The organism is Streptomyces sp. NPDC002835, assembly GCF_053591995.1.
In genome coordinates this window covers 91,709-117,759 of sequence record NZ_JBSFUW010000023.1, presented here as the reverse complement: position 1 = coordinate 117,759, position 26,051 = coordinate 91,709, and the positions used below count along the sequence as shown (strand labels likewise).

The 26,051-nt window shown below is 71.0% G+C and carries 25 protein-coding genes and 1 pseudogene; 10 read left to right on the top strand and 16 right to left on the bottom strand.

Going from position 1 to position 26,051, the window contains the following annotated elements:
• Positions 1 to 154: 154 nt before the first annotated feature.
• The 4 genes and pseudogenes from ACWD01_RS23860 to ACWD01_RS23845 form a co-directional block, all read right to left on the bottom strand.
• On the bottom strand, positions 155 to 829 hold the full coding sequence (locus ACWD01_RS23860) for a response regulator (RefSeq protein WP_451164815.1): 675 nt from the start codon (positions 827 to 829) through the stop codon (positions 155 to 157).
• Positions 826 to 2,102: pseudogene (locus tag ACWD01_RS23855) on the bottom strand (sensor histidine kinase). Before ACWD01_RS23855 ends, ACWD01_RS23860 begins: the two are co-directional and overlap by 4 nt.
• A gap of 31 nt (positions 2,103 to 2,133) precedes the next feature.
• Positions 2,134 to 2,904: an ABC transporter permease gene (locus ACWD01_RS23850; RefSeq protein WP_451164814.1), complete on the bottom strand. Its 771-nt coding sequence runs from the start codon at positions 2,902 to 2,904 to the stop codon at positions 2,134 to 2,136.
• Positions 2,901 to 3,839, bottom strand: a complete 939-nt coding sequence (locus tag ACWD01_RS23845; protein ID WP_451164813.1) for an ABC transporter ATP-binding protein — start codon at positions 3,837 to 3,839, stop codon at positions 2,901 to 2,903. The genes ACWD01_RS23850 and ACWD01_RS23845 overlap by 4 nt, the downstream gene beginning before the upstream one ends.
• Before the next feature lie 131 nt (positions 3,840 to 3,970).
• On the opposite strand from ACWD01_RS23845, the gene ACWD01_RS23840 reads away from it, so the two are divergent.
• Entirely contained in the window at positions 3,971 to 4,522 is a 552-nt protein-coding gene (locus ACWD01_RS23840; protein ID WP_451164812.1) for a GNAT family N-acetyltransferase, read from the top strand.
• Positions 4,523 to 4,550: 28 nt separating this feature from the next.
• On the opposite strand, the gene ACWD01_RS23835 is transcribed toward ACWD01_RS23840, so the two are convergent.
• From ACWD01_RS23835 to ACWD01_RS23795, 9 genes are all read right to left on the bottom strand, one after another.
• The gene (locus ACWD01_RS23835) at positions 4,551 to 6,065 is read right to left on the bottom strand and encodes a type VI secretion protein (protein ID WP_451164811.1); all 1,515 of its coding nucleotides are present in this window, start codon (positions 6,063 to 6,065) and stop codon (positions 4,551 to 4,553) included.
• 1 nt (position 6,066) lies between these two features.
• A complete protein-coding gene (locus ACWD01_RS23830; protein ID WP_451164810.1) occupies positions 6,067 to 7,479 on the bottom strand; it encodes an ATP-binding protein in 1,413 nt (470 codons plus the stop codon).
• Between the two features lie 11 nt (positions 7,480 to 7,490).
• Positions 7,491 to 9,047, bottom strand: a complete 1,557-nt coding sequence (locus ACWD01_RS23825) for an SCO6880 family protein (protein WP_451164809.1) — start codon at positions 9,045 to 9,047, stop codon at positions 7,491 to 7,493.
• Positions 9,044 to 10,342, bottom strand: coding sequence for a hypothetical protein (locus ACWD01_RS23820; protein ID WP_451164808.1), 1,299 nt, complete (start codon positions 10,340 to 10,342; stop codon positions 9,044 to 9,046). Before ACWD01_RS23820 ends, ACWD01_RS23825 begins: the two co-directional genes overlap by 4 nt.
• Complete coding sequence (locus ACWD01_RS23815) at positions 10,332 to 11,195, bottom strand: hypothetical protein (RefSeq protein WP_451164807.1); 864 nt, start codon at positions 11,193 to 11,195, stop codon at positions 10,332 to 10,334. Before ACWD01_RS23815 ends, ACWD01_RS23820 begins: the two co-directional genes overlap by 11 nt.
• Positions 11,196 to 11,324: 129 nt before the next feature.
• On the bottom strand, positions 11,325 to 11,633 hold the full coding sequence (locus ACWD01_RS23810; protein ID WP_005315450.1) for a hypothetical protein: 309 nt from the start codon (positions 11,631 to 11,633) through the stop codon (positions 11,325 to 11,327).
• A 353-nt stretch (positions 11,634 to 11,986) separates the two neighbouring features.
• Complete coding sequence (locus ACWD01_RS23805) at positions 11,987 to 12,139, bottom strand: hypothetical protein (protein ID WP_451164806.1); 153 nt, start codon at positions 12,137 to 12,139, stop codon at positions 11,987 to 11,989.
• A 1,127-nt stretch (positions 12,140 to 13,266) separates the two neighbouring features.
• Positions 13,267 to 13,581: a DUF397 domain-containing protein gene (locus ACWD01_RS23800; protein WP_451164805.1), complete on the bottom strand. Its 315-nt coding sequence runs from the start codon at positions 13,579 to 13,581 to the stop codon at positions 13,267 to 13,269.
• A gap of 11 nt (positions 13,582 to 13,592) precedes the next feature.
• Entirely contained in the window at positions 13,593 to 14,444 is an 852-nt protein-coding gene (locus tag ACWD01_RS23795) for a helix-turn-helix domain-containing protein (RefSeq protein ID WP_451164804.1), read from the bottom strand.
• A 203-nt stretch (positions 14,445 to 14,647) separates the two neighbouring features.
• Here ACWD01_RS23795 and ACWD01_RS23790 point away from each other — a divergent pair, with 203 nt between their 5' ends.
• The 5 genes from ACWD01_RS23790 (at position 14,648) to ACWD01_RS23770 (ending at position 18,864) form a co-directional block, all read left to right on the top strand.
• Positions 14,648 to 15,061: an ATP-binding protein gene (locus tag ACWD01_RS23790; protein WP_451164803.1), complete on the top strand. Its 414-nt coding sequence runs from the start codon at positions 14,648 to 14,650 to the stop codon at positions 15,059 to 15,061.
• 23 nt (positions 15,062 to 15,084) lie between these two features.
• Entirely contained in the window at positions 15,085 to 15,636 is a 552-nt protein-coding gene (locus tag ACWD01_RS23785) for a Uma2 family endonuclease (RefSeq protein WP_451164802.1), read from the top strand.
• 312 nt (positions 15,637 to 15,948) lie between these two features.
• Positions 15,949 to 16,755: an SAM-dependent methyltransferase gene (locus tag ACWD01_RS23780; protein ID WP_451164801.1), complete on the top strand. Its 807-nt coding sequence runs from the start codon at positions 15,949 to 15,951 to the stop codon at positions 16,753 to 16,755.
• Positions 16,756 to 16,879: 124 nt separating this feature from the next.
• On the top strand, positions 16,880 to 17,902 hold the full coding sequence (locus ACWD01_RS23775; RefSeq protein ID WP_451164800.1) for a C40 family peptidase: 1,023 nt from the start codon (positions 16,880 to 16,882) through the stop codon (positions 17,900 to 17,902).
• A gap of 245 nt (positions 17,903 to 18,147) precedes the next feature.
• On the top strand, positions 18,148 to 18,864 hold the full coding sequence (locus ACWD01_RS23770; protein WP_451164799.1) for a phosphatase PAP2 family protein: 717 nt from the start codon (positions 18,148 to 18,150) through the stop codon (positions 18,862 to 18,864).
• Between the two features lie 146 nt (positions 18,865 to 19,010).
• Here ACWD01_RS23770 and ACWD01_RS23765 read toward each other — a convergent pair whose 3' ends face one another.
• Positions 19,011 to 20,579 carry an FAD-binding oxidoreductase gene (locus ACWD01_RS23765; protein WP_451164798.1) on the bottom strand — a complete coding sequence of 523 codons (1,569 nt, stop codon included), beginning with the start codon at positions 20,577 to 20,579 and terminating at the stop codon, positions 19,011 to 19,013.
• Between the two features lie 404 nt (positions 20,580 to 20,983).
• Between ACWD01_RS23765 and ACWD01_RS23760 the strand changes: the two genes are divergently transcribed.
• Together ACWD01_RS23760 and ACWD01_RS23755 are read left to right on the top strand one after the other, a co-directional pair.
• On the top strand, positions 20,984 to 21,820 hold the full coding sequence (locus tag ACWD01_RS23760; RefSeq protein ID WP_451164797.1) for a hypothetical protein: 837 nt from the start codon (positions 20,984 to 20,986) through the stop codon (positions 21,818 to 21,820).
• 216 nt (positions 21,821 to 22,036) lie between these two features.
• The gene (locus ACWD01_RS23755; RefSeq protein ID WP_451164818.1) at positions 22,037 to 22,342 is read left to right on the top strand and encodes a hypothetical protein; all 306 of its coding nucleotides are present in this window, start codon (positions 22,037 to 22,039) and stop codon (positions 22,340 to 22,342) included.
• Between the two features lie 88 nt (positions 22,343 to 22,430).
• Here the strand turns inward: ACWD01_RS23755 and ACWD01_RS23750 are convergent, their stop codons facing one another.
• Entirely contained in the window at positions 22,431 to 22,775 is a 345-nt protein-coding gene (locus ACWD01_RS23750) for a metal-sensitive transcriptional regulator (RefSeq protein WP_451164796.1), read from the bottom strand.
• Positions 22,776 to 22,970: 195 nt separating this feature from the next.
• On the opposite strand from ACWD01_RS23750, the gene ACWD01_RS23745 reads away from it, so the two are divergent.
• On the top strand, positions 22,971 to 23,591 hold the full coding sequence (locus tag ACWD01_RS23745) for a DUF47 domain-containing protein (protein ID WP_451164795.1): 621 nt from the start codon (positions 22,971 to 22,973) through the stop codon (positions 23,589 to 23,591).
• Between the two features lie 5 nt (positions 23,592 to 23,596).
• Positions 23,597 to 24,595, top strand: a complete 999-nt coding sequence (locus tag ACWD01_RS23740; protein ID WP_451164794.1) for an anion permease — start codon at positions 23,597 to 23,599, stop codon at positions 24,593 to 24,595.
• Positions 24,596 to 25,274: 679 nt separating this feature from the next.
• On the opposite strand, the gene pstB is transcribed toward ACWD01_RS23740, so the two are convergent.
• Positions 25,275 to 26,051 (bottom strand): phosphate ABC transporter ATP-binding protein PstB, encoded by a 777-nt coding sequence (gene pstB, locus ACWD01_RS23735; protein WP_356898663.1) that lies wholly within the window; start codon positions 26,049 to 26,051, stop codon positions 25,275 to 25,277.

The window sequence follows — 26,051 nt, the reverse complement described above, 5'->3', positions numbered from 1 at the left end:
TTCAGCGCCGATGGTACTGCAGGGGGGACCCTGTGGGAGAGTAGGACGCCGCCGAACAATTATTGTGGGAAGGCCCCGCACCTCTGGTGCGGGGCTTTCCTGCGTTCACGACCCAATCACGGCCACCGGATTCAAGGCCGGATTCAGGACCGACTCACGACGGATTCACCAGCCTGGTGTCGTACGCCAGAATGACGGCCTGGACCCGGTCCCGCGCGCCCGTCTTCGCCAGGATGCGGCTCACATGCGTCTTCACCGTCGATTCGGCGAGGTGCAGCCGCGTCGCGATCTCGGTGTTCGTCCAGCCCTGGCCGATGACCGTCAGGATCTCCCGCTCCCGCTCGGTCAGCCGCGCCAGACGCTCGTCCGGAGCCGTCGTGCCCACGCCGCCGTCCCCCGTCTCGGGAAGATGCTGCACATAGGTGTCCAGAAGCCTGCGCGTGAGGCTCGGTGCGACGACCGCGTCTCCGGCCGCCACCGCGCGAATGCCGGAGAGCAGCTCCTCCGGCAGGGCGTCCTTGATGAGGAAGCCGCTCGCGCCGGCGCGTAGCCCCTTGTACGCGTACTCGTCCAGGTCGAACGTCGTCACGATCAGTACGCGGGTGCGGGCACCGGAGGCGACGATGCGGCGGGTCGCCTCGATGCCGTCGAGGCCGGGCATCCTGATGTCCATCAGGACGACGTCGGGGCGGTGTTCGCCTGCCGCGCGGACGGCCTCCGCGCCGTTACCCGCCTCGCCGACCACCGTCATGTCGTCCTGGCTCTCCAGCAGCATGCGGAAACCGAAGCGCTGCATGGGCTGGTCGTCGGCGATGAGCACGGTCGTCACTGGTCGGTGTCCTTCGGGAGGGAGAGACGGACGCGCCAGCCGCCACCGGGCCGGCGCAGCGGGCCGGCCTCAAGTGTGCCGCCGTACAGGGCGGTTCGTTCCCGCATTCCTGTCAGGCCGCGGCCCGCGCCCGCAGCGGTGGCCGGGGCGTCGCCGGTGTCGGTGACCGTGACGGTGACTCCGTCGGCCGCGTGCCGTACCTCCACCGTGGCCGTGGCGTTCGGACCGCCGTGTTTCAGCGTGTTGGTCAGGGCTTCCTGGACGACCCGGAACACCGCCAACTGCTTGCCCGCCGACAGCGGTTCGGGGCTCTTGTCGACCGTGAGGGCGACCGGCAGTCCTGCTCGCGACACCCGCTCGACCAGCCGGTCCAGGTCGGTCAGGTCGGGCTGTGGCGCGAGCTCCGCGACGGGCCGGGACTCGGCCTCGTCGCGGAGTACGTCGAGCAGCCGGCGCAGTTCCGTCAGCGCCTGGCGGCTGGTGGTGCCGATGGCCTCGAGCGCCTGGACGGAGCGTTCCGGGGAGCCGGCGGCCGCGTAGGCGCCGCCGTCCGCGAGGCCGGTGATGACGGACAGGTTGTGGCCGATGATGTCGTGCATCTCCCGGGCGATCCGGGCCCGTTCCGCGGCCGCCGCCAGCTGCGCCTGCTGGTCCCGTTCCACCTCGAGCTGCCGTGCCCGCTCCACCAGGGACGCCAGATACTCCTTCTCGAGCGGACCACCAGCCCCAGCAGCGCGACCAGGGCGAAGCTGTAGAGCATCGGCACGAACTGCTGGTCCCAGCTGCCCACCGGGTAGACCGTGGCCCCCACCGCCAGCGGCACGAGCACCGTGCCGAATGACCACACCAGGGTCCGCAGCGGCAGCCGCAGCGCGATGTTGTAGACGGCGATCATCTGCAGGAACGACGCCTGGAGGTGTGCCCCGCTCGCGGCGTTGACCAGCGAGAACGGCAGCATGACCAGCAGCACGGCGAGCGGGTGGCCGCGCCGCCACAGCAGCGGGACCGAGAAGCCCAGGCTCATCAGAACGACGAGCCAGAGCGGCACTTCGTCGTTGAAGGCGACGTTTCGCCAGCCGCCAGCCGTGTCCACCAGTGCGGCGAACACGGACGCGCCGGTGAGATGCAGGTCCCACAGCAGCGGGCGGCGGCGGTCGAGGGAGCGGATTCGCTCGGTGAGGCGGTGCAGCCGGCCGGTGAGCGGCCGGGCTCCCGTCGACCAGCCCTGCTGCGCGGGGCCGGCTGACGGCGGGTCGTTCCGCTGCTGGGCCATGCGCACCCCCACATCCTCGTACACGACGGTCTCAGACGTCCCGGCGCTTGAGCGTCGCACCGGCGAGGGCCAGTGTCGCCGCCGCCCAGAGTGTCAGGGCCAGCAGCGCTCCGCCCGGCGATGCCGCCCCGTGGACGGGTTCAGCAGACATCAGGGACTCCAGGGCCTTTGCCGGGAAGTACTCCACGGCGTCCGCCACGACGTCGTACGGGAGCATGACCATCACCTCGGGCAGGATCATGACGCCGCCGATGAACGCCCCGATCGCGCCCGGGACGGACCGCACGAGCGCGCCCAGTCCGAGGGCGATCAGTCCGAGCAGGGTGAGCCCGGCCGAGCTGCCCACAAGGGCCCTGACCACGCCCGGATCGCCGAGCGACGCCTCCTGGTCGGTACCGGCGAAGAAGAGCTGCGCCGCCGGGAAGGTGACGAAGGCGGTGAGGAGCGTGATGGCGAGGGTGACCGCGCCGAAGACCGCGGCCTTGGACCACAGGACCGGGAGCCTGCGGGGCACCGTGGTCATCGAGGCGCGGATCATGCCCGTCGAGTACTCGCCGGCGGTGACGAGGATGCCGAGCACGGCGAAGGCGATCTGGGCGAACTGGACGCCGATCAGCGTCAGTACGACGACGTCCACGTCGCCGTCGCCGCCGCCCGTCTCGTACGTGGCGCCCATCAGCAGGCCGATGCCCAGGGTCAGGACGCCGGCCGTCAGGAGCGTGATCCAGGTCGAGCGCAGCGTCCACAGCTTGTGCCATTCGGAGCGCAGCACCCGCTTCGGGGTCAGGGCGTACGCGTTCATGCCGCTGCTCCTTCGAGGGGGGTGGTCTGGTACTCGACCGCGTCGTGCGTGAGGTCCATGAAAGCCTGCTCCAGCGAGGCGGTGACCGGGGTGAGTTCGTACAGCGGGATGCCGTGGGCGGCGGCGGTGCGGCCGACGGTCTCACTGTCCGTGCCGCGTACCAGCAGTTCGCCGGGGGCGGTCCGTTCCAGGTCGACGCCCGGGCCGTCCAGCAGGGTGACCAGCGTGGCCGCTTCCGGCGAGACGACCTTCACGGCGCTTGCGCCGGAGTCCCGTACGAACGCCTCCACGGTCGTGTCGGCGAGCAGCCGGCCGCGGCCGACGATGACGAGGTGGTCGGCGGTGAGGGCCATCTCGCTCATGAGGTGGGACGAGACGAGCACGGTACGGCCCTCCGCGGCCAGGGACTTCAGGAGCGTCCTGATCCACAGGACGCCTTCCGGGTCGAGGCCGTTGACGGGTTCGTCGAGGATGAGGGTGGCCGGGTCGCCGAGCAGGGCGGCGGCGATGCCGAGACGCTGGCCCATGCCGAGGCTGAAGCCCTTGACCCGGCGTCCCGCCACATCGGTGAGGCCGGTCAGGGCGATGACCTCGTCGACGCGGGAGCGCGGGATGCCGTGGGTGTGCGCGAGGGCGAGCAGGTGGTTCCTTGCGGTGCGCCCGGGGTGGATCGAGCGGGCCTCCAGCAGGGCGCCGACCTCGGTGAGGGGCGCCGGGTGGGCCGCGTAGGGCCGGCCGCCGATCGTGGCGCGGCCGCGGGTGGGCGCGTCGAGGCCGAGGAGCATGCGCATGGTGGTGGACTTGCCGGCTCCGTTCGGTCCCAGGAAGCCCGTCACGGAGCCGGGCCTGACGCTGAAGGTGAGGTCCTGTACGACGGTCTTGGCGCCGTAGCGTTTGGTGAGGTGGACGGCTTCGATGCCGTGTGGCCTGGTCATGACGTCGACGCTACGGAGGCGGCCGGGGCCGGGCGTCCGACCGTGGGCGGCAGTCGGGGAGCGGGCGTAGTACCGGGGTACGACGGGAAAACGGCGTTGCTCAGGGGTGCCGCCGACGCCAGTATCGGGGGATGGAATACATCATCCGGCGCGTGCGTGCCGAGGAGTGGGCCAAGGCCCGCGACCTGCGGCTCGAAGCCCTTCAGGACCCGCTCGCCCCCATCGCCTTCTACGAGTCGTACGAGCAGGCGCTCGCACGGCCCGACTCGTTCTGGCAGGAGCGCACGGCCAATGCCGCCGCGGGGGTGGACGTCGTCCAGTTCGTGGCCGAGGCGCCGGACGGCCGGTGGGACGGCACGGCGAGTGTGCTGGTCGAGCACGAGGGCAGCGCCGTGATCGGCAGGCCGGCCCCGGTCGAGCAGACGCACGTGGTGGGCGTGTTCGTACGGCAGCAGGCGCGGGGCAGCGGGCTGGCGGAGGCGCTGTTCCGTGGGGCGCTGGAGTGGTCGTGGGCGCTGGACTCGCCGCCTGTGGAGCGGGTGCGGCTGCTGTTCCACTCGGACAACGCCAGGGCGGCCGCGCTCTACCGCAAGGTCGGCTTCGTACCGAGCGGCGTGAGTGCGCCGGTGCCGGACGACGAGATGGCGGAGGAGTACGAGATCCGGCGTCCGTCCCAGGACTGACGGGCGCTCAGCGCCCGAGAGGCATGGGTCAGGACTGGGGCAGGGGGGCGGTCCAGCGGGCGCGGGCCTGTTCGGGGGAGCGGAGCAGGGCGAGCGCCGGCATACCCAGGACGTCGCCGGTGGCCAGCAGTTCGGGGAGCCCGGGGAACGGGGCGACGGCCGCGACGTCGTCCAGCACGAGGGTCATTGGTGGGTCGAGCCGACCGTCGGATGACCGTGCGGCCATGCGGCGGCCGTGCTCGACCACGTCTGCGGCGAGTGCCGTGAGAAGCGGCATCGCGCCGGGGTGGGTGCGAGGATCTTCGATCGGTTCACCCACGACATAAAGCGTGCCCGCTTCGTTCACGAATGATTCCAGGGCGAGCAGATCCGTTCGATTCGCGGTGCACGCCTCGCGGATGTGGACGGAGGAGAGCGCCGACAGCGCGCGTGCGGTCAACTCCTGGGCGATCTCGCGCCGTTCCGGATGGGCGGTGAGCGCCGACTCGAGCAGCCCCGCGAGCCCGCCGGCGGCCTTCGGGTGGGTGCGGAGGATGCGTACGGGCTCGTGGGCGCCGCTGCCCTGCGCCCAGCGGTGGACCTGGCGGAACGGGCGTCCGTCCACGGCCGCGGCGTGCAGCCAGCAGCGCATGAGCGTTTCCGCGGTGTCCGCCACGGCGGCGTCGATGAGCGCCCGGGGGCGTACGGGCGCGAGCAGCGCGCCGGCGCGGGCGGCGGCCGTACGGTCGTCCTCGCAGTGGGCGGTGGGCGACCAGTGCAGCCGGGCGGGGGTGTCGCACAGGTGCCCCGGGTCGTAGACCAGTACCGGCCCGAGCTTGGCCCGCGCGTCCTTGGTCTCGGCCCACACGGCGGGGTCGGAGGTCACGACGAGCGCCGGGCCCTCGGCGTCGATGAGCGCCTGGACGGCGGCGGGCCGCCGGCCGGCGGGATCGGCGTACAGGACACGGGGTGTCCGGGCACGGGGCGCCGGGACGGCGGGCGGCGGGGCGAGGGTCGGCGTTTCCGGGGCCGCGTCCGCGACGGGACCGGGGGCGGGCGCGGGCTGCGGTACCGGCCGGACGGGGGCCTCCGGTACGGCCACCTCCTGTACGGGCGGCTCCGGCGCGCGCTCCGAGCTCCGTACGCGCCGGGGCTCACGCGCCTCGGTACGTCCCGCCGTACGCGCCTCTGCACGCGCTGCCGCCCGCACCGCGCGCCAGCGCGCCACCGTGCCCAGCGTGAACACCGTCAGCACGATCAGCACCATCAGCTGCCCGATGAGCAGCCCCCAGAACAGCCCGTACCCGGAGAGCTCGCCCGGTGGGGTGGCGGGCCAGGCGGCGGCCAGGTCCTGCGGGGCGCCGGCGAGTGACCGTATGGCCGCCGGGGTGTTGGTGAAGGTGACCCCGGAGGGCCAGGAGCCGTGCGTGAACAGACCGGCGAGGCCCGTCGCCGACCAGACGAGCAGCGTCAGGCCGAGGAGGAGGGCCAGCAGCCCGACCAGCAGGCCGTCGGGCACGCCTCCCTCACGCCGTGCCTGGCCCTCACGGCCGCCCTCGTACATCTCACGCCACCGTCGACTCTGACGACTCGCCGAGCTGCTGCTGCTCGATGAGCTGGGCGCGTTGTTCCGCCTCCCACTCCGCGGCCTGTACGTGCTCCGGTACCGCGGGGACCGAGGACTCGGTCATGGCGCGGTCGGTGAAGACCAGTGGGCGTTCCGCCTCGGTGATCAGGTGCTTGACCACCTGGACGTTTCCGTTGACGTCCCACACGGCGATGCCGGGCGTCAGCGTGGGGATGATCTCCACGGCCCAGCGTGGCAGTCCCAGCACCTTTCCGGTGGCCCGTGCCTCGTCGGCCTTCTGGGCGTAGATCGTCCGGGTCGAGGCCATCTTGAGGATCGCCGCGGCCTCTTTCGCCGCCGCCCCGTCGACCACGTCGCTCAGGTGGTGGACCACCGCCACGAACGACAGGCCGAGCCGCCGTCCGAACTTCAGCAGCCGCTGGAAGAGCTGGGCGACGAACGGGCTGTTGATGATGTGCCACGCCTCCTCCACCAGGAAGATGCGCTTCTTGCGGTCGGGGCGGATCCAGGTGTGCTCCAGCCAGACGCCGACGATCGCCATCAGGATGGGCATCGCGATGGAGTTGCGGTCGATGTGCGACAGGTCGAAGACGATCAGCGGCGCGTCGAGGTCGATGCCGACGGTGGTCGGCCCGTCGAACATGCCGCGCAGGTCGCCGTCGACGAGCCGGTCCAGGACCAGCGCCACGTCGAGGCCCCAGGCGCGGACGTCGTCTATGTCGACGTTCATGGCCTCCGCGGACTCCGGCTTCGGGTGCCGGAGCTGCTCCACGATGTCGGTGAGGACCGGCTGCCGGTCGGTGATGCTCGTGTTGACGTACGCGTGCGCCACCTTGAGCGCGAAGCCGGCCCGCTCGTCGAGGCCGTGCCCCATGGCGACCTCGATGATCGTGCGAAGCAGCGCCAGCTGACCGGTCGTGGTGATCGACGGGTCGAGCGGGTTGAGCCGGATGCCGCCGTCGAGGGCGGTCATCGGGTCGAGCCGGATGGGGGTTATTCCCAGCTCCTGCGCGATGAGGTTCCACTCGCCGACGCCGTCCTCGCCCTGCGCGTCGAGCACCACGACCTGGCGGTCGCGGAAGCGCAACTGCCGGAGCACGTACGTCTTCTCGAGGGCGGACTTGCCGTTGCCGGACTCGCCGAGGACGAGCCAGTGGGGGGCGGGGAGCTGCTGCCCGTACAGCTGGAAGGGGTCGTAGATGTAGCCCTTGCCGCTGTAGACCTCGCGGCCGATGATCACACCCGAGTCGCCGAGGCCGGGCGCGGCGGTCGGCAGGTAGACGGCCTGGGCCTGGCCCGTCGACGTACGGACGGGCTGACGGGTGGTCTCCACCTTCCCGAAGAGGAAGGAGGTGAAGGCATCCGTGAGGACGGACAGCGGATCTCGCATCACACGGGCCCCTATCGGCGGATGCCGGTCGCGAACGGCAGGGTGTTCACAAAGGCCCTGTGGTGCTCGCGGTCGCACCACTCCAGCTTCAGGTACGACTTGCCGGCGGAGGCCCTGATCGTGCGCTTGTCCCTGGCCAGGGCCTCGGGGGAACGCGACGACACAGTGATGTACCCGACGAGGTTGACCCCCGCCGCACCGCTCGCGAGATCTTCACCCCGCTGGTCGAGCCGGCCGTGCGCGGCGATGTCGCGCGGGTCGATGGTCCGGTTCATCTTGGCGGCGCGGCTGGCGTCCGCCTCGTCGTTGGTCTTCTCGGTCAGCATCCGCTCGATGGCGACCTCGGTGGGCTCGAGGTCCATGGTGACCGCGACCGTACGGATCACGTCCGGGGTGTGGACCAGCAGCGGGGCCAGGAAGTTGACGCCGACGGGCGTCATCGGCCACTCCTTGACCCACGCGGTCGAGTGGCACCAGGGGGCCCGGGTCGACGACTCGCGCGTCTTCGCCTGGAGGTAGGTCGGCTCGACGGCGTCCAGCTCGGCCGGCCAGGCGTTCCGCTTCGTCATCGCCTGGATGTGGTCGATGGGGTGGTCCGGGTCGTACATGGAGTGCAGGAGCGACGCGAGACGGGACTGGCCGAGCGGCTGCCGCACCCGGATGTCCGCCTCCGCCAGCCGTGCGCAGATGTCGGTCAGTTCACGGGCCATGACGACGGCGAGACCGGCGTCCTTGTCGAGCCGCCGGGCCCCGGACGCCGCCTTGGCGGCGCGGGCCATGGTGTGCGCCTCCGCGGCCAGTTCGCGGGAGTAGTGCATGCACGCCACCAGATAGGCGCGGTGCTGCTCGCTGGAGGTCGACACCATCGACTGGAGCTGGTCGTACGACTCCTTGAGCCAGCCGGGGGCGGTCCGGTCGCCGCGCTGGGCGACGTCCTTTGCGTGGGCGTCCGGGTCGGCGGGCAGCGTACGGGCCAGCATCTGAATCCGCGTCACGAAGCCGTCGCCGTTGGCGACATGCTTCAGGAGCGTGCCGAAGCGGTCGACCAGGGCCTCCTGGTCCTCGCTGTCCCGCAGGCCCACGCCGGGGCCCTCGATCTCGATCGCGGCGGTCACGGTCCGGCGGTCGGCGTGCAGCAGCACGGCGATCTCGTCGGGGCCGAACGGCGCGGCGAGCCAGTTGATGCGCCCGATCCCCGGCGGCGGCCCGACCTCGACCTCCCGGCCGTCGAGCCGGGTGCCCGCCTCGACGGCGCCGGAACGGTAGAGGGTGCCGCCGTTGCGCAGGGACCGCTTGTAGCTGCGGTTGATTTCGAACCATCGGTAGAAGGTGCGCTGTTTGTACGGGACGTAGACGGCGGCGAGCGCCAGCATCGGGAAGCCCATCAGCAGCACGATGCGCAGTGACAGGACGGGGACCAGCAGCCCGCTCATCATGCCGAGGAACGCGCCGGCGATGATCAGCGCGATCTCGCCGGTCTCACGGTTCTTGCCGATGACCGCGTTCGGCCGGGCCCGGCCGATGAGGTACGTGCGGCGGGGCGTGATCGGATGGGACTGGGTCGTCAACGCCGGCCACCTCCTGTGCTGTTGCGATTGCCGTGCGGGGTCCCGCTGGTCGGACTGCTGTTACGGGGCGCGGGCGCGCCCGCCGCCCCCTCCGAGCCACGGCTGCCGTGGGCCGCCATGCCGCCGGAGGCGGGGTTGGCAGGGCGGGGGCTGCTGCCGCCGCCGTCGCCGGTGTTCTGGTTGCCGCGGGTGCTGTGGGTCTTGATGCCCTGGGACACGAGCGCCGCGGGGGAGCTGATGACGGCGGCCGCCTTGTTCTCGGCGCCGTTCTGAATGCGGTTGTTGCGGGAGGAGGCGATCTCGTCGCCGAAACCGGGGACGAAGCGGTAGATCATCGCGGACGCGAAGATGGCCAGCAGGATGATCGCCAGTCCGGACACGACCGCGGAGAACGAGTCGGGCCCGTCGTCGGCGGACAGCGCGCCCGCGAGGCCCAGCACGATCACGATCACCGGCTTGACCAGGATGATCGCGATCATGATCCCGGCCCAGCGGCGGACGTGGCCCCACATGTTCTTGTCGACGAGGCCCGCGTACACGACGACGCCGAGCAGCGCGCCGACGTAGAGCAGCACCGCGCGGATGAACAGCTCGAGGTACAGCACGCCGGCGGCGAGGATCGTCACCAGCGAGACGACGATCAGCATGATCGGCCCGCCGCCGATGTCGTCGCCCTTGGCGAGCGCCTTGGAGAAGTTCCCGAAGAACATGTCCGTCTGCTGCGCCGTGCCGCCCGCGATGACCTCGGTGACGCTGTCGGTGACGGACACCAGCGTGAAGAGGATCAGGGGCGTGAAGGCGGAGGCGAGCACGCTCAGCCAGAGGAACCCGACGGCCTCCGAGACCGCGGTCATGAACGGCACGCCCCGGACGGCCCGCTTGGCGACGGCCAGCAGCCACAGGAGCAGCGTGAGGATGGAGGCGGCGGCGAAGACGATGGCGTAGTGCGCGAGGAACGTCAGGTTCGTGAAGTCGACGGTGGCCGTCGACTCGACGGCCTCTGACAACTTCCCGATCGTCCACGACGCGGCATCGGCGCAGCCGCGCGCGAGCGACGACAGGGGGTCGAGCGCGGCGCCGGGATCGGCGTCGAGGCCTGACCGGCCGGGGGTGGAGGCGCCTTCGCCGTCTTCGCAGTAGTCGCGGGCGGGGCCAACGATGAGGTCGCACTTGTCCTCGTCGGACGGAGTGGGCGTCGGTTCGGCAAAGGCTCTCGTCGCTCCCACGAACACCGCTGCCTGCACAGCGGCAAGCGCCGAGGCGACAGTGAATGCGCGGCGCGGGCTACCGGGCATAGGTGAACCCTCCGTACTGCTCGACTGCCTTGGCGATTTCGTCGGCGCTGGAAGCTGTACGGTCAGCGTTCACGGGTGCGGGGCCGTCCTTCTGGGAGAAGCTTGCGACCTTCCAGTCCATGTCGGCCCACCGAAGCTCCAGAGTCATGGTGAACCAATCGTTGGTCACCGGGTTCGTGGAGCTGACCCCCGCGGTACCGAACACGCCCGTGCACCACACTTCGACGGTTGCGCTGGTGCCGGCGTACTTGGTGACCTTGGTTCCGACGGGCGCGGTGCGCGACACGTAGGTCATGCCCGGAGCGGCGTTGCCGTTCGCGTCGAGACCGATCTTGTCCAGGAACGTCTTGTCGTAGGCTCGATCGAGCTTGCCTTCGAGTTCCTGGACCTTGTCCGCGACGAACAGTTGCCGCACGATGTCGCTTCGCCGGTCGGGCTTGAGGATTTCCGCCGAGACGAGCGCCACCGCGTAATTCGCGGCTGCGCTCTGCGCCCCCTGCTCGTCCCGCGCGTAGCCCGTCGGGATGCCGCCGGTATCGCCCTTGACCGGGCGGACGCCCGAAGGAGCCGTCGGCTGGGCCGCCGGCTCCTTCGCGCTGCCCGGCGCGTCGTCGTCGCCCCCGCCGCCGCCACCCCGGTTGGCGAAGGCGATCGCCGCGATCAGCAGCACCACCACGCCCACCACGGTGATGAGCGAGCGCGAGCCGCTGCGCGCCGGGCGGCGGGCGCCTCCGTAGATGTCCGCGTCGCCGCTGCCCGGGAGGCGGGTGCGGGTCTGGCCCGAGCCGCCGAAGCCCTCGCTCGTACGGCCGCCCGGCTCGCCGCCGTAGCCGTGATCGTCGCCGAGGCTCATGTCGCCCAGGCCCCCTCAACCAGTGGTGGACGTACTGCTTGCCGCGCGGACATGCTGTGGTGACTCGACATCAGGGAGACGCAACCTCGAAGGGTGGGCCCGGGGCGAGCCCGGAGGACTGACGGACGCTTAGACAGCCATCCCGTAGACGATGGTGAACAAGGTCCCCAGTGACCCGATGATGAAGACGCCGGTCAGGCCGGCGACGATCAGGCCCTTGCCCTGTTCGGCACTGAACGTGTCGCGCAGCGCCGTCGCGCCGATGCGCTGCTTGGCCGCTCCCCAGATCGCGATGCCGAGGCAGAGGAGGATGGCAATGGCCATCACGACCTCGATCATCACCCGAGCCTCGTTGCCCAGGCTTCCGAACGGCCCCCAGTTCGGGGCGATTCCGCCGATGATGGTGGTGATGTCGCCCTTTTCCGCTGCCAGGATCATGTAACTCACCGCCCCTGTTGGGTTGTTAGCCGCCCGCGCCCCTCGGCACAGGCCCTTGGTTCTATCTTCGCTGATGAAACCGCCCGCGTATGCCGACTTGGAGGGTCTCTTTACCCGATCTCCGCACGTATGACCGAACCAGCCGCCCTGACCTGCGGCGGCGCGGTTCGGGTTGGTGCGACTGTCTGCATGGTCACTCTGTGTATCACGGAGGGTGACCTCGGGCAACGACTGTCGTTGTTCCACCTTTGGGGTGGTTCGTCCCTAGTGGGCGTGCCGGAGGCACGACGAAGGCGGTGCGGGTCCGAGACCGGACCCGCACCGCCTTGGTTCTTCTGCCTGGCCCTGTCGGGTCAGCCGCTGACCACCATGTAGCCGAGGAGGCCCAGGGCGACGGCGAGCAGTACGACAAAGGTCAGCGTCGCGATCATGCCGCCGGAGTCATCCTTGCGGCGGCCCGACTCTCCCCCGTTGCGCGCGTCCTTCGTGTCGGCTGTGTCCGTCACGCTCGCAGCGTTCTTCACGTGTTGCTCCTGTGGTGCTGTGTTGCCGGCCCCTGCCGTGGTCGCCGGGAGGGGGTTTGACCGTGGGTCGACTTCAGCCTTCTGGGCTGTGTGTGACACAGGGTAGCGGACAGAGGTCCAGACCAGTCTCGGGGGTCGGGTACGTGAGTGTGGCGGACGCCTCCCGAGTCGGGCCCGGTCGTCCGGCCGGCGTGGGGCCGCCCTCCTGGTCTTGATGGTCGCGGCTTCGGGCCGTGCGTCAAGGGCGCTCGGTCGTTCCTCCCTCGCGTCGCCTGCGGCGATTGCGCTTCGCTCCACCCTTGACCCCCGCCCCTACGCCGCTGGAAACGCTCTTGGGAGGGCGGCCGGGGGAAGGGCTGCCGGTTCAGGTGGCGCCCGGCTGGGGTCGGTTCCCGGCCTGCGGGCCGGTGGGTGGGGGTGCGGCAGTGGCGTGGGGCGACCTGGCTCGGCTCGGCGGGTGACGGTCGTCGTCCGGCTGGGGCTCAGGCCCCGCTGGTCACCGACCGGTGGGTGGGGAGGGGCTGATCGGGGAGGATCGAGGGGGCTCTGGGAAGTTGTCAGCAGTTACGGACACCGATACCGCCCAAATCGGGCCTCAAAGTGTCCGTAGCCGATGACAACTTCAACAGGACGGCAATGCGCCCCTTTCGCGGCCCCGGCCCTGGTGAAGGGCTCGTTCACTGCTTCCCGGCTACCGGCCCCGGGGGCGATCGGCTCCTCCCGGGGCCTTCATGGGGCGGGAGGCAGCCACCGGCCACGACCTCGGACGGCGACCAGCGGGGCATGAGCCCCAGCCGAACGGCCGCCCGCAGTCGCTGAGCCGGTGCCGAGCCGCCCCACAGCACTGCCGCGCCCCACCCACGAGCCGCAGACCCCCACGGCGCCCCCCACAGACAGCCCGACGGGCGGCCACTTCCCCCCGGCCGCCCTCCCAAGAGCGTTCAAAGCGGCGCAGGGGCGGGAGTCAAGGGTGGGCGCAGCCCATCGCGCAGCGACGCGAGGGAGGAACGACCGAGCGCCCTTGACGCACGGCCCGGAGCCGCGACCATCAAGACCAGGAGGGCGGCCCTCCGTTGCGCTTGTGGGCGTGGCGGGGCGGGGGCGCGTGGCTAGTGGCCGAAGTGGTCGAACTCGCCGGCCCGTACGCCGAGCACGAACGCGTCCCACTTCTCGGGCGTCGTCGTGACGACCCCGCCGACGCGGACCAGTCCGTCGGTGGTGCGGGTGACGTGTATGTCGGGGCTCGGGTCGCCCGTCTTGAGCGCGTGGGTCAGTGACGCGAAGGCGGCGGGGGTGGTGCGGAGTATGTGCCCGTCGGGGTCGCTGCTCTCGGTCAGTCTGACGCCGGTGGCGTCGGCAGCGACGTTCAGGCAGGCGTCGCCCTCGCCGCAGTACGAGGACTTCTGCCAGGCGGATTCGAGCACGTCCGGTCCCTTCACAGTTCGTGGGCAATCTTCTGGATGAAGTCTTGGGACGCCTCGGGCGCCAGGGCGACGGCCTCCATCCGATCGAGCAGGGTCCGGTAGCGGGTGAGCTGCGCTTCTGCGTCGAGCAGGACGGGCCCGTGCGACTGATCGAGGTGGACGGTGTCGAGCTGGGGAACGGGGCCGAGTCCGTAGGCCAGGGACTGGCCGGAGCCGGGGAACGCGCCCTTGGCGAAGGGGATCACGCGCAATGTGATGTGTGGCCGCCGGCTCATGTCGAGCAGGTGATCCAGCTGCCTGCGCGCGACCGCTGGACCGCCGAACTGCATCCGGAGAGCGGCCTCGTGCACCACCGCCCCGTACGGGATCGGGCTCGACCGGTAGATGACGTCCTGGCGCTTGATGCGATGGGACACCCGGTGTTCGATCTCCGGTGGTGTCAGCTCGGGCACGACTTGGCGGAAGACCTCGCGTGCGTGGTCGGCGATCTGGAGCAGGCCAGGGATGTGGGCGGTGTATGCCGTGCGTAGCCCGACGGCGTGGTGCTCGAACTCGGCGAGGTCGAGCAGGCCGGTCGGGAGGATGTCCCTGTACTGCTCCCACCACCCTCGGCTCCGCTCGGTCGCCATGGCCGCCAAGGCGTCGATGAACGCCTGGTCCGAGCAGGAGTAGGCGCGGGCCATGGCTCGGACCCGGTCCGCGCTCACGCCGAATCGTGCGGTCTCGACGTTGCTCAACTGGCCAGAGCTGGTGCCCAGTTCCTTGGCGGCCTCGGTGGCGGTCATGCCGGCCCGCTCACGAAGTCGCCGCAGCTCGGCGGCGAGACGAACACGCCGCGCTGTTGGGGCCGGCCTCGCAGCCATGCGACTCCTTCGGTGTCAGGGGTGAGGGTCACCCACACGAGGGATTCAAGCATGGAATTCCTCGAATCGATGCAAAGGTTCTTTGCTTAGCCCTAGCCTCTTTCTCAGGCCACCCGCCTGGAAGAACCCCGCTCGACGGAGCGACCTGGTCACCGGGCAACCACCACCGCAGCCTCAACGCGACCTCCGACGAGGGGACTTCCATGACCACCGTAGCCCCGCCCTGGACCTACGCCCTTCAACTCCCGCAGGATCCCCGGGCGCCCGGCATCGCCCGGCACATTCTGCGGGCGGTCCTCCATGCTCACCACCTCGCCGGTCTCGCCGAGACCGCGGAGCTGCTCGCCTCCGAGCTCGTGACCAACGCGCTCGTGCACACCGAAGGCCCGTACGGCCTCCGACTGCGCGCGCCCGAACGGGGGCGGCTGCGGCTCGGGGTGTGGGACTCGAACCCCGACGTACCGCCGCCCTTCGAGGGGCTGCCGCGCCGACCCGAGCCGGAGGCGCCCGGCGGTCGCGGGCTCTGCCTCGTCGCCGTGTGCGCGGACGCGTGGGGCGCGACGCGGCTGCCGCAGGGCCGGAAGCTGCTCTGGGTCGAGCTGGGCGGTGCGCGTTGACGCGGCGCGGCCTGCTCGGACGCGTGCTGCCGCGCAGCCCGCGCGACGTGGCGCGCCTGATCTCGCGGGCCACGGACTTACGCGTGGAGATCCTCGCGGGCAGCCTCGTGCTGTCCCGCACCGATTGCGCGACCCGTGCGGCCGTCGTGCGGCACCTGGTCACCGGCATCGCGCCGTACGCCACCGTGGTCGAAGCCCCGTCCGTACGGATGCCGATGGACCTCGACGACTTCGCCGTGCCGGACGTCGTCGCCCTGGCCGACGGCGTGGACGCCGCCGACCGGACCGTCCGTACGCAGGACGTCGCACTCGCCGTCGAGGTCGTGCCACGGCAGGAGAAGGCACGGGAGCTCGGCGGCAAGCCGGACTGGTACGCGGTCGCGTACGTACGGGCCCTCCTGGTCGTCGATCCCCGCCGCGGCACCTGGGCTCTGCACACCGCGCCCGACGGGGCCCGCTACCGGCACACGCTGCCCGGCACGTACGGGGAGGCCGTCCCGCTTCCCGAGCCGCCGGCGTTCGACCTCGCCACGGGGGCGCTTCCCGTGTACGGGGAGGCCGGATGGGCCGATTGAACAGGCTGGGCGGGACGCGGGGTGGCGCGTACGACCAGTGCCATCAGGGCCGCGACGAGGCAGATCGTGCTCAGGGTCGTCCGGACCACCCCGTACGAGCCGAAGACGTCGCGTGCGGTGGCGCCCAGGAAGGCTGAGGCGCCCGTGACGAGACCGCGGCGGCGGTCGTCCCTCCACCTGTGAGTGCCCTCCTCCGCCACGGAAGGAGAAGCCGTCCGGTCGTGCCGGACCAGTGGGACCACTCGGCCGCCGGCAGGCTGAGTCGAGGCTGAACCCTGTTGCTGGGCCGAGGAGTTGACTACGGTTCCGACCGTGACAGACCATGCGCAGATCCATGACCGGATCGACACCACACGCCCGCACACCGCCCGGATCTGGAACTACTGGACCGGCGGCAAGGACAACTACCCGGTCGACCAGGAGGCCGGCGACCAGATCCGGGCTCTGCACCCCGGCATCGGCGACTACGCGCTCGCCGACCGGCGATTCCTCGGCCGGGCCGTGCGCCATATGGCCACCGAGGCGGGCATTCGGCAGTTCCTCGATATCGGCACCGGGCTGCCGAGCGCGAACAACACTCACGAGGTGGCGCAGCTCATCCGGCCTGACGCCCGCATCGTGTACGTGGACAACGACCCGCTGGTCCTCGTCCACGCGCGGGCGCTGCTCACCGGTACGCCCGAGGGCCGGACCGACTATCTGGACGCGGATCTGCGGGACACCGACGCGATCCTGGAGCAGGCGGCGCAGACACTCGACTTCTCCGAGCCGGTCGCGCTGATGCTGCTCGGCGTCGTCATCTTCGTCGAGGACGACGAGGAGTCGTACCGCGTGGTGCGACGGCTCATGGACGCGTTGCCGTCCGGAAGCCATCTCGCGCTGTCGCACACGATCTCCAGCCCGTCGATGCCGGACGTGGACGCGGCGGTCGCCTTCTGGAACGAGCACGGCACTCCCCGGCTCACCCAGCGGACGCCGGAGCAGGTGCGGCGCTACTTCGACGGCCTGGAGCTGCTGGAACCGGGCGTCGTCTCATGCAACCGCTGGCGGCCCGAGGAGGAGACCCAGTCGGCCCCGGCGGAAGTGGCGATGTACGGCGGAGTGGCCCGTAAGGCGTGAGGCCGGGGGGCGGGGGGCGGCCGACGGCGCGCGGATCCGCCCCCGGTGAGCGCCTCCACGGGAGGAGGGCCGCCGCCTACACTGACGTCCGGGTGGACTACCGGGCGTCGAGGGGCGGTTGACGGTGCGTAAGGCGTGGCTGGTCGCTGGGCTCTCGGTCGGGTTCTGTCTGTGCTTCGTCGCGCTGCTCGTCGTCGGGACGTACTCCGCCGCCGCCGGGCTTCTCGGCGGGAACGGGAAGAGCGGGGCCGTGGGGCTGGCGAAGGGGGCCGTGCCCGCGAAGTACCAGTCGCTGGTGCAGACATGGGGGAACCTCTGTCCGGCCATCAACCCCGCGCTGCTCGCCGCCCAGCTGTACCAGGAGAGCGGCTGGAACCCGAGGGCGCAGAGTCATGCCGCGGCGCAGGGCATCGCGCAGTTCATCCCGGGCACCTGGGCGACGCACGGCATCGACGGGGACAAGGACGGCGACCGGGACGTGTGGGACCCGGCCGACGCGATTCCGTCGGCGGCTTCGTACGACTGCGAACTGGCTGGATATGTTCGCAAGGCGCCGGGTGACCCGACCGACAACATGCTTGCCGCGTACAACGCGGGCGCGTATGCGGTCATCAAGTACGGCGGTGTTCCGCCGTACCGCGAGACGCAGAACTACGTGAAGGTCATCCGGACGCTCGAGAAGAGCTTCGCCAAGCCGGTGGGGCGGGTCGAGCCGTCGCGGCAGGCGGCCGGGGCCATCTACTTCGCGCAGCAGAAGCTGGGCACCAAGTATCTGTGGGGCGGGAACGGGACGCCCGAGCAGGAGGGGCGTTTCGACTGCTCCGGCCTGACACAGGCGGCCTACCGCACGGTGGGGATCGAGCTGCCGCGGGTGGCGAACGATCAGTACAACGCGGGGCCGCACCCGTCCCGTGACGAGCTGCTGCCGGGCGATCTGGTCTTCTTCTCCGACGATCTGACCAACTCGCGCGCCATCCGGCACGTGGGGCTGTACGTCGGCGGCGGGTACATGATCAACGCCCCGTACACGGGCGCCGTGATCCGGTTCGACAAGATCGACACGCCCGACTACTTCGGCGCGACACGGGTGACCGAGGACGGTGCGCGGGCGCTGCCGACGGACCTGCCGAAGGCCCCGGAAGCGTGAGGCTCCGGAGGGTGAGTGGCCGGAAAGCGACTCTTGCCGCAGGGCTCTGAGCTGCGACGACGTGTCACCCTTCGATAACGTGATCGTGTTCGTTCGGTGGAGAGGGGAACGCGGCCACCGATCACGTCGTTCCCTGTGCAGAACAGGCCGCACTGACCATGCAGCAGACACCGCAGAACCACGGGGGTTGATGAGCGGCGCACAGGCAGGTGCGCCGGCAGGCACAAGGCAAGGGGCCGTGGCAGATGGCTGGACTCGCAGCAGACGGGCTGAACCCGGATGTAGGCCTGCTCTACGACATCAACGGCCTCGCCAAGGACGCACCCACCTGGTTCGACCGCATCATGGAGTACGTCGGCGAGTACGGGACCATGTTCGCCATGGTGCTGGTGGCGCTCTGGTGCTGGTGGAGCGTGCGCCGGCGCGGCACCCCGGAGGAGTCGGTGTCCGCGGTCGCCGGACTGATCTGGGCCCCGCTCGCGGCCGGGATCGCGCTGTTGATCAACATCCCCATCCGGGGCTTCGTGGAGCGGCCCCGCCCGTTCCTCGACCATGCGGGCCTCGAGGTCCTCGTCGAGGGTAAGACGGACTACTCGTTCGTGAGCGACCACTCGACGCTGGCCATGGCGATCGCCGCCGGGCTCTTCCTGGCGCACCGTAAGTTCGGGCTCGCCGCTCTCGGCCTCGCGGTCGTCGCGGGCTTCTGCCGCGTCTACATGGGCGTGCACTACCCGACCGACGTCATCGGCGGGTTCGCGCTCGGCACGGCGGTGGCCCTGCTGCTCGCGCCGCTCGCCCTCGCGCTGCTCACCCCGCTGGTGTCGGCGATCGCGGCCTCGCGCCCCTTCGGGTGGGTCGTACGGTCGAAGCACGCCCCGGCGGGCGCCGCGCTGCGGGCGGAGAACCTGGGCGTTCCTGAGCCGAGGGCCGAGGGCCACGGCGAGAACGGCCTCGCCGCCTGACCCGCGGCGACGGACGGGTGTCTCACGACTCCGCCCGGTCCCGGCGCGTCAGTCCTCGATGACCGGGCGGACCGGTGAGAGGAACGGGTCCGGGCGGACCTGATTCCGGCGGAGTCGTGTCGATGACCGGCTTGATTCCGTAACGGTCACAGCGCCTGCGGGTGGTCGAAGAGGCGGTCCGGGTCGTAGCGGTGCTTCAGGCGGGTGAGGCGGTCGAGGGCCGGGCCGTAGTAGGCGCGGCGCCAGTCGGTCAGGTTCGGGTCGGCGTAGTTCTGGTACGCCGCGCCCGACGCGTACCGGCGCATCGACGCGTGGGTGTCCTTCAGCCACGCCTGCTGGGCGGCCCCCGCCGTGCCCGGACGCCAGGCGGCGATGTACTGGGCCAGCATCCGGGAGCGCCGGTGCACGAACGACGTCGCCAGCGGGTCGACCCGGTTGACCGCGCCGCCGAGCGCGGTGAGCGCGATCGAACCGCCGCCGCTCGCGCCGGCCGGGATGCGGGTGAACGCCTCCGCCGCCGCGATCAGGGCGCGGCGTCCGCCCGCCGGTATGTCGCGGTCGTAGAAGTCGGAGGCCGACGCGTACGTCTCCCGGGGCAGCGCGCCCTCGCGACCGCGGCCGGGGGTGGTGCCCGGGAGGCGGCACTGCTCCTCGGTGAGGGAGAGGCAGTTCGCGTAGCCGAGCATGGCGTCGCGGTAGCTGCGCGGGCGCAGGGCGACGGAGGCCGCGGGGGAGCCGACGGCGTCCGCGAGTCGGTCGAGCGCGTTGCGCAGGTCGCTCTCCGAGCCGAGGGTGAAGGCGGTGACGGACAGGGTGGGCCGGGAGCCGCCGGGGCCGGCGGCGAGGTGGAGCGACGACCAGATCTCGTCCGGCAGGTCGGGCGCCCAGCGCTGCCAGGCGGCGAGCACCGGCTCGGCCTTCTGCCACGGCCAGTTGAGGAACGCGGAGACGGTGTCGGGCGCTGGGTGCGTACGGAAGCGGAAGCCGGTGACGACGCCGAAGTTGCCGTTGCCCGCGCCGCGCAGTGCCCAGAAGAGGTCCTTGTTCTCGTCCGCGCTCGTGGTCAGCCGTTTGCCGTCGGCGGTGACGATCGTCGCCTCGGTCAGGCTGTCGCAGGTCAGCCCGTAGGCGCGGGAGGTGACGCCGTGACCGCCGCCGAGCGCGAGGCCGGAGACGCCCACGGTGGGGCAGGAGCCGGCGGGGACCGTACGGCCGTGCCGGGCAAGGGTGTTGTAGACGTCCACGAGCTTGGCGCCGGCCCCGATCGTGCCGTCGGCGCCGACCCGGTCCAACGAGGACACGTCGATGACCAGGCGTCCGTTCCCGGAGGACCAGCCGCCGTAGGAATGGCCGCCGTTGCGGATCGACACGGGCGTGCCGTGCGCCTTGGCGTAGGCGAGGCATTCGCGTACGTCGTCCTCGCCCGCGACGTAGGCGACGGCCGCCGGTTTCAGTGAGTCGAAGCGCGTGTTGTAGAGCTGCCGGGCGCTCGCGTAGTCCGCGTCCCCGGGGCGGATCAGCCGGCCGTCGAGACCGCGGGCGAGAGCGGCCCAGTCGGCGGCTGCGGTCGTGCCGGCGGACGGTGTCGGGGAGGTGCGGGTGCGGGCGGGGGTGCGCGGCGGGGCGCCGGCCTCCTGGCCCGTGCAGCTCGCGGTGGCGGCGCTGGCGGTGAGGGCGGCGGCGGTGGTCAGCAGTGAGCGCCGGTCCAGTTCCATGGAACCTCCTGTGGAACGAGACGGCCGCGGTGGCCGGCGGGTTCCCGTCGCGGGCGGCTCGCCGGGGTGCGGCGGGTCATGGCGCCGAGGCGTGCGACCTGGCGTCCGTACGTGCCTTGTCGCGGGACCGCCTCGCCGGTCCCGACCAGCCACAACTGCAGCGGGCGATGGCGAAGGACCCGCGCTCGACGGTCGTGGTCACGTGCGTTCCCGGATCACCGGTCGAGAGGTCCTGCTGGGGCACAGGACAAAGGTACTGCGGTGGCAGTGGCAGCAAACCCCGGGTGGTCGGCGTGACGGCGTGCCCGGGCCGTCGTTATGCGAATGGGTGTCCCAGGCCCCAGGGCCGAGGGAGCGGTGAGTCCCGTATCAAGCAGCGGTCCGGTGTTGGGGGTTGGCAGGCGATGGTGGTGCAGCACAAGCGCAGGGGCGGGGCGGTCGCCGTCGTGACCGCCGTGGCGGTGGCCGCGGCCGCCGGATGCTCCGGCGGAGGCGCTGCGGCCGTGGACGGTGAGGGCGGCGGCGTCCGGCCCGGCGGCCCGGCCGACGAGGTGCGCAGGGCCGCGGACACGCTGGCGGGGGCCCGCAGCTCCAAGGCGCGTACGTCGATGGAGATGGCGTCCGGCGGGACGCGGATCACCATCCGCGGCGAGGGCGGATACGACTTCGCACGCGGCATGGGCAGCCTGAAGGTCGTCCTGCCGCCGGACGCCGCCGGTGCGGAGGAGCACGAGCCGATCACCGAACTGCTGACGCCGGGCGCCCTCTATATGAAGAACCGGGGCGCGGGCGTGCCCGCCGACAAGTGGGTCCGGGTCGACACGACCACGCTGGACGACGGGAACCTGGTCACGGGCGGGGCGACCGATCCGCTGGCCGCCGCGGAACTGCTGCGCGGCGCGGACCGGGTGCGGTACGTCGGGGACGTCGAGCTCTCCGGGGAGACGGTGCGGCACTTCAGCGGCACGATCGACATCGGGCGGGCGGCGCTGGCCGCGGCCCCGCATACGAAGGCGTCACTGGCCGCGGCGGCGAAAGGGTTCGCCAAGGACGTGGTGCCGTTCGACGCCTATCTGGACGAGGCGGGCCGGCTCCGCAAGGTGCGGCACCGCTTCACCTTCGCCAACGAGGGCCGGACGGTCGACGTCACATCGACCACGGTCCTCTTCGACTTCGGGACCAGGGTCGTCGTCCGGCTTCCGGACAAGCGGGACATCTACACCGGAAAGGTCGAGCTCTGAGCGGGTGGTCCCGGGCGGTGGGAGCCGGTGCGGGAGTCGGGGCGGGCGAAGAAGGACGGCGTCGCGGGGGTATGGCACGTCGGGGTCCGGGCAGGGGTGGCCGGAGAGGCCTGGGTCGGGAGAGTCAGGACCTAAATGGTCCGGACGTGCCATGCGCGGGGCGTGCACCGCTCCCTACGCTAGGAAACCGACATCGGCCGGAAGAGGTGATTGCACGTGGCTCCGCCCAGTACGACCACCGTCCAGGAAGACCACGTCGCCCTCGCCGAGATCGAACTGTGCGGTGAGCTGATGATCGCCGCGTCGGCCGCGGTCGGGGAGCGGCTCAGTCCGGACCGTATCGACGAGGTCCTGATGGTGACGGCGGACCGCATCGACCGTGATCGCATCGACCGTACGGACCGCGCCGTGCGCGCCGACCGTCAGGAGCTGCCGTCGCCCAGGACGCCGTCGTCGATAGTGGCCGCCTCGCGGGCGCCGACTCCCGGGGTCAAGCAGCCGCCCGGCCGGCGAAGGGCCTGACCGGGACCCTGGGACCTCGACCGACGAGATCAAGCCACCGGTGCGACGGCCGGGGGCCGTGCGGAGGCGACCCGTGCGGGCCGCCCCATCAGGTGCGCAGCAGGCGGGCGATGGCCTTCGTGGCTTCCTCCACCTTCGCGTCGACCTCTTCGCCGCCCTTGACCGCCGCGGCCGCGACGCAGTGCCGCAGGTGCTCCTCCAACAACTGGAGCGCGAACGACTGCAGGGCCTTGGTGGAAGCCGAGACCTGGGTGAGTATGTCGATGCAGTAGACGTCCTCGTCGACCATCCGCTGCAGTCCGCGGATCTGGCCCTCGATCCGCCGCAGGCGCTTGAGGTGCTCGTCCTTCTGCTTGTGGTACCCGTGGATACCGCGGTCGTGGTCGGTCTCTCGCTCCGTGACCGGAAGGCCGGCCGCCTCGGTGGTCGTCATCGCGTCCTCCCGTTGTGCAGAAAGGGGTGCATACCCCTCGTGGGTATATGGTAACGAATCGTGCGGAAAGTGGTGGGGTCCCGTGCTGATCTTCTTGCCGCATGGGCGACACTGGGATACTGCCTGCCGTTAGCCGTGGCCGGATGATGCGCCTAGCATCAGCCTGACCGAATCCCAGCACCCCGAGGACCCCACGTGCGATTTCGTCTGACCCCCAGGGAGACGAGCTTCTACGACATGTTCGCCGCTTCCGCGGACAACATCGTCACGGGCTCGAAGCTCCTGATGGAACTGCTCGGGGCGGAATCCTCCGCCAGGGCCGAGATCGCGGAGCGGATGCGGGCGGCGGAGCATGCGGGTGACGACGCTACCCACGCGATCTTCCATCAGCTGAACTCCTCGTTCATCACGCCCTTCGACCGCGAGGACATCTACTCCCTCGCATCGTCCCTCGACGACATCATGGACTTCATGGAGGAGGCCGTCGACCTGGTCGTCCTCTACAAGGTCGAAGAACTGCCCAAGGGCGTCGAGCAGCAGATCGAGGTCCTGGCGCGGGCCGCGGAGCTGACCGCCGAGGCCATGCCGCATCTGCGGACCATGGACAACCTCACCGAGTACTGGATCGAGGTCAACCGGCTGGAGAACCAGGCCGACCAGATCCACCGCAAGCTGCTCGCCCACCTCTTCAACGGCAAGTACGACGCCATCGAGGTCCTCAAGCTCAAGCAGATCGTCGATGTGCTCGAGGAGGCCGCGGACGCGTTCGAGCACGTCGCGAACACGGTGGAGACCATCGCGGTCAAGGAGTCCTGAACCACGTGGACACCTTTGCCCTGGTCGTGACCATCGGGGTCGCGCTCTTCTTCACGTACACCAACGGCTTCCACGACTCCGCGAACGCGATCGCGACGTCCGTCTCCACGCGGGCCCTGACGCCGCGCGCGGCGCTGGTCATGGCCGCGGTGATGAACCTCGCCGGCGCGTTCCTCGGGCAGGGCGTCGCCAAGACGGTCAGCGAGGGGCTCATCGCGACGCCGGTCGGCGCGCGCGGCATGGGCATCCTGTTCGCGGCGCTCGTCGGGGCGATCGTCTGGAACCTGATCACCTGGTACTTCGGCCTGCCGTCGTCCTCGTCGCACGCGCTGTTCGGCGGCATGGTCGGTGCGGCGCTGGCCGGCGGGACGGACGTCATCTGGACCGGTGTGCTCGAGAAGATCGTCATCCCGATGTTCATCTCGCCGGTGGTCGGCCTGCTCGTCGGCTATCTGGTGATGGTCGGCATCATGTGGATCTTCCGCAAGTCCAACCCGCACAAGGCGAAGCGCGGCTTCCGTATCGCGCAGACGGTCTCGGCGGCGGGCATGGCGCTCGGGCACGGTCTGCAGGACGCGCAGAAGACCATGGGCATCGTGGTGATGGCCCTCGTCATCGCGGACGTCGAGAACGCGGGCGACCCGATCCCGACCTGGGTCAAGATCGCGTGTGCGGTGATGCTGTCGCTGGGTACGTACGCGGGTGGCTGGCGCATCATGCGGACGCTGGGCCGCAAGATCATCGAGCTGGACCCGCCGCAGGGGTTCGCGGCGGAGACGACGGGCGCGTCGATCATGTTCGGCTCGGCGTTCCTGTTCCACGCGCCGATCTCGACGACGCATGTGATCACGTCGGCGATCATGGGTGTCGGCGCGACGAAGCGGGTGAACGCGGTGCGGTGGGGGGTCGCGAAGAACATCATCATGGGGTGGTTCATCACGATGCCGGCCGCGGCGTTTGTCGCTGCGCTCAGTTATGGCGTGGTGTACGTGGTCTTCGGCTGACGCCGCGGGTTGGTGTACGGCCCCTGGTGCCCGGGTGGGCGGCGGGGGCCGTTGCGTTGGGGGTGCGCTGCGGGTGGTGGGCCGCTGCGCGGGGCCGTTCCCCTACCCGCCCCTTCCCGCTGTACCGGATGTGCGGCTCCGCCGCGTGGGGGCAAGCCCCGGACCGCGGTCCGCCGTCCGGGCGGTGGGCCGGGCTTCGCCCGGGCCCGGTATCGCGCTTCGCGCGGTGGCCTCAAGCGCCGGCCGGGCTGGGGTGGGCACCGGCTGCGGGGGACCCCCGCACTCGCGTGGTGGGCCGCGGTCCCGGCGGGGCTCCCGCCCCCGCACCGGGCCGGGGGCCTCGAGCGTCGGCCGCGTGGCAGAGCCCCGGGGTCTCCGCTTCGCGCGTGCTTGGCCCGGCGGGGTTTCGCCCCGGCACCGGGCCGGGGGCCTCGAGCGGCAGCCGCGTGGCAGGGACGGGCCCCGGGGACCCGCGCTTCGCGCGGTGCGGCGTCGGTCCCGCCGGGCCCCGACCCGGGGTGGGGCACCGGCTGAGTGCCGGGGGCGACCCCGCGCCTCGCGCGGGTGCTGGCCCGGTCCGAGGGGGACCGCCCCGGAGAAATGAGTGGGCCCGCCCCCCGGGAGAGGGGCGGGCCCGTCGTCTTGCGGGTGGCACCGCCATGCAGCACCCGCAGACGTTTTATCCGAAGCGGCCCGAGATGTAGTCCTCGGTCGCCTGGACGGACGGGTTGGCGAAGATCCGCTCGGTGTCGTCGATCTCGATGAGCTTGCCGGGCTGGCCGACCGCCGAGAGGTTGAAGAAGGCCGTGCGGTCGGAGACGCGCGCCGCCTGCTGCATGTTGTGCGTCACGATGACGATCGTGAAGCGCTCCTTCAGCTCGCCGATCAGGTCCTCGATCGCGAGCGTGGAGATCGGGTCGAGCGCCGAGCAGGGCTCGTCCATCAGCAGCACGTCGGGCTCGACCGCGATCGCGCGGGCGATGCACAGGCGCTGCTGCTGACCGCCGGAGAGGCCGGAGCCGGGCTTGTTGAGGCGGTCCTTGACCTCGTTCCAGAGGTTCGCGCCCTTGAGGGAGCGCTCGACGACGTCCGCGAGCTCGTTCTTCTTGTACGAGCCGTTCAGCCGCAGGCCCGCCGCGACGTTGTCGAAGATCGACATGGTCGGGAACGGGTTCGGGCGCTGGAAGACCATGCCGACGGTGCGGCGCACGGCGACGGGGTCGACGTGGGAGCCGTACAGGTCCTCGTCGTCCAGCATGACCTTGCCCTCGACACGGCCGCCGGGGGTGACCTCGTGCATGCGGTTGAGGGTGCGCAGGAAGGTGGACTTGCCGCAGCCGGACGGGCCGATGAAGGCCGTCACGGAGCGGGGCTCGACGGTCATGGAGATGTCGTCGATCGCCTTGTGGGAGCCGTAGTAGGCGGTCAGGCCCGATACATCGATTCGCTTGGCCAT

Excerpts from the sequence above, each read along its gene's own strand:
- ACWD01_RS23765 (WP_451164798.1), bottom strand. The coding sequence starts at position 20,579 with ATGGAACTGGACCGGCGCTCACTGCTGACCACCGCCGCCGCCCTCACC.
- ACWD01_RS23790 (WP_451164803.1), top strand. The coding sequence starts at position 14,648 with ATGACCACCGTAGCCCCGCCCTGGACCTACGCCCTTCAACTCCCGCAG.
- ACWD01_RS23815 (WP_451164807.1), bottom strand. The coding sequence starts at position 11,195 with ATGAGCCTCGGCGACGATCACGGCTACGGCGGCGAGCCGGGCGGCCGT.
- ACWD01_RS23750 (WP_451164796.1), bottom strand. The coding sequence starts at position 22,775 with ATGACGACCACCGAGGCGGCCGGCCTTCCGGTCACGGAGCGAGAGACC.
- ACWD01_RS23850 (WP_451164814.1), bottom strand. The coding sequence starts at position 2,904 with ATGAACGCGTACGCCCTGACCCCGAAGCGGGTGCTGCGCTCCGAATGG.
- ACWD01_RS23810 (WP_005315450.1), bottom strand. The coding sequence starts at position 11,633 with ATGATCCTGGCAGCGGAAAAGGGCGACATCACCACCATCATCGGCGGA.
- ACWD01_RS23770 (WP_451164799.1), top strand. The coding sequence starts at position 18,148 with ATGGCTGGACTCGCAGCAGACGGGCTGAACCCGGATGTAGGCCTGCTC.
- pstB (WP_356898663.1), bottom strand. The coding sequence starts at position 26,051 with ATGGCCAAGCGAATCGATGTATCGGGCCTGACCGCCTACTACGGCTCC.
- ACWD01_RS23760 (WP_451164797.1), top strand. The coding sequence starts at position 20,984 with ATGGTGGTGCAGCACAAGCGCAGGGGCGGGGCGGTCGCCGTCGTGACC.
- ACWD01_RS23845 (WP_451164813.1), bottom strand. The coding sequence starts at position 3,839 with ATGACCAGGCCACACGGCATCGAAGCCGTCCACCTCACCAAACGCTAC.
- ACWD01_RS23835 (WP_451164811.1), bottom strand. The coding sequence starts at position 6,065 with ATGTACGAGGGCGGCCGTGAGGGCCAGGCACGGCGTGAGGGAGGCGTG.
- ACWD01_RS23795 (WP_451164804.1), bottom strand. The coding sequence starts at position 14,444 with ATGGCTGCGAGGCCGGCCCCAACAGCGCGGCGTGTTCGTCTCGCCGCC.
- ACWD01_RS23820 (WP_451164808.1), bottom strand. The coding sequence starts at position 10,342 with ATGCCCGGTAGCCCGCGCCGCGCATTCACTGTCGCCTCGGCGCTTGCC.
- ACWD01_RS23840 (WP_451164812.1), top strand. The coding sequence starts at position 3,971 with ATGGAATACATCATCCGGCGCGTGCGTGCCGAGGAGTGGGCCAAGGCC.
- ACWD01_RS23830 (WP_451164810.1), bottom strand. The coding sequence starts at position 7,479 with ATGCGAGATCCGCTGTCCGTCCTCACGGATGCCTTCACCTCCTTCCTC.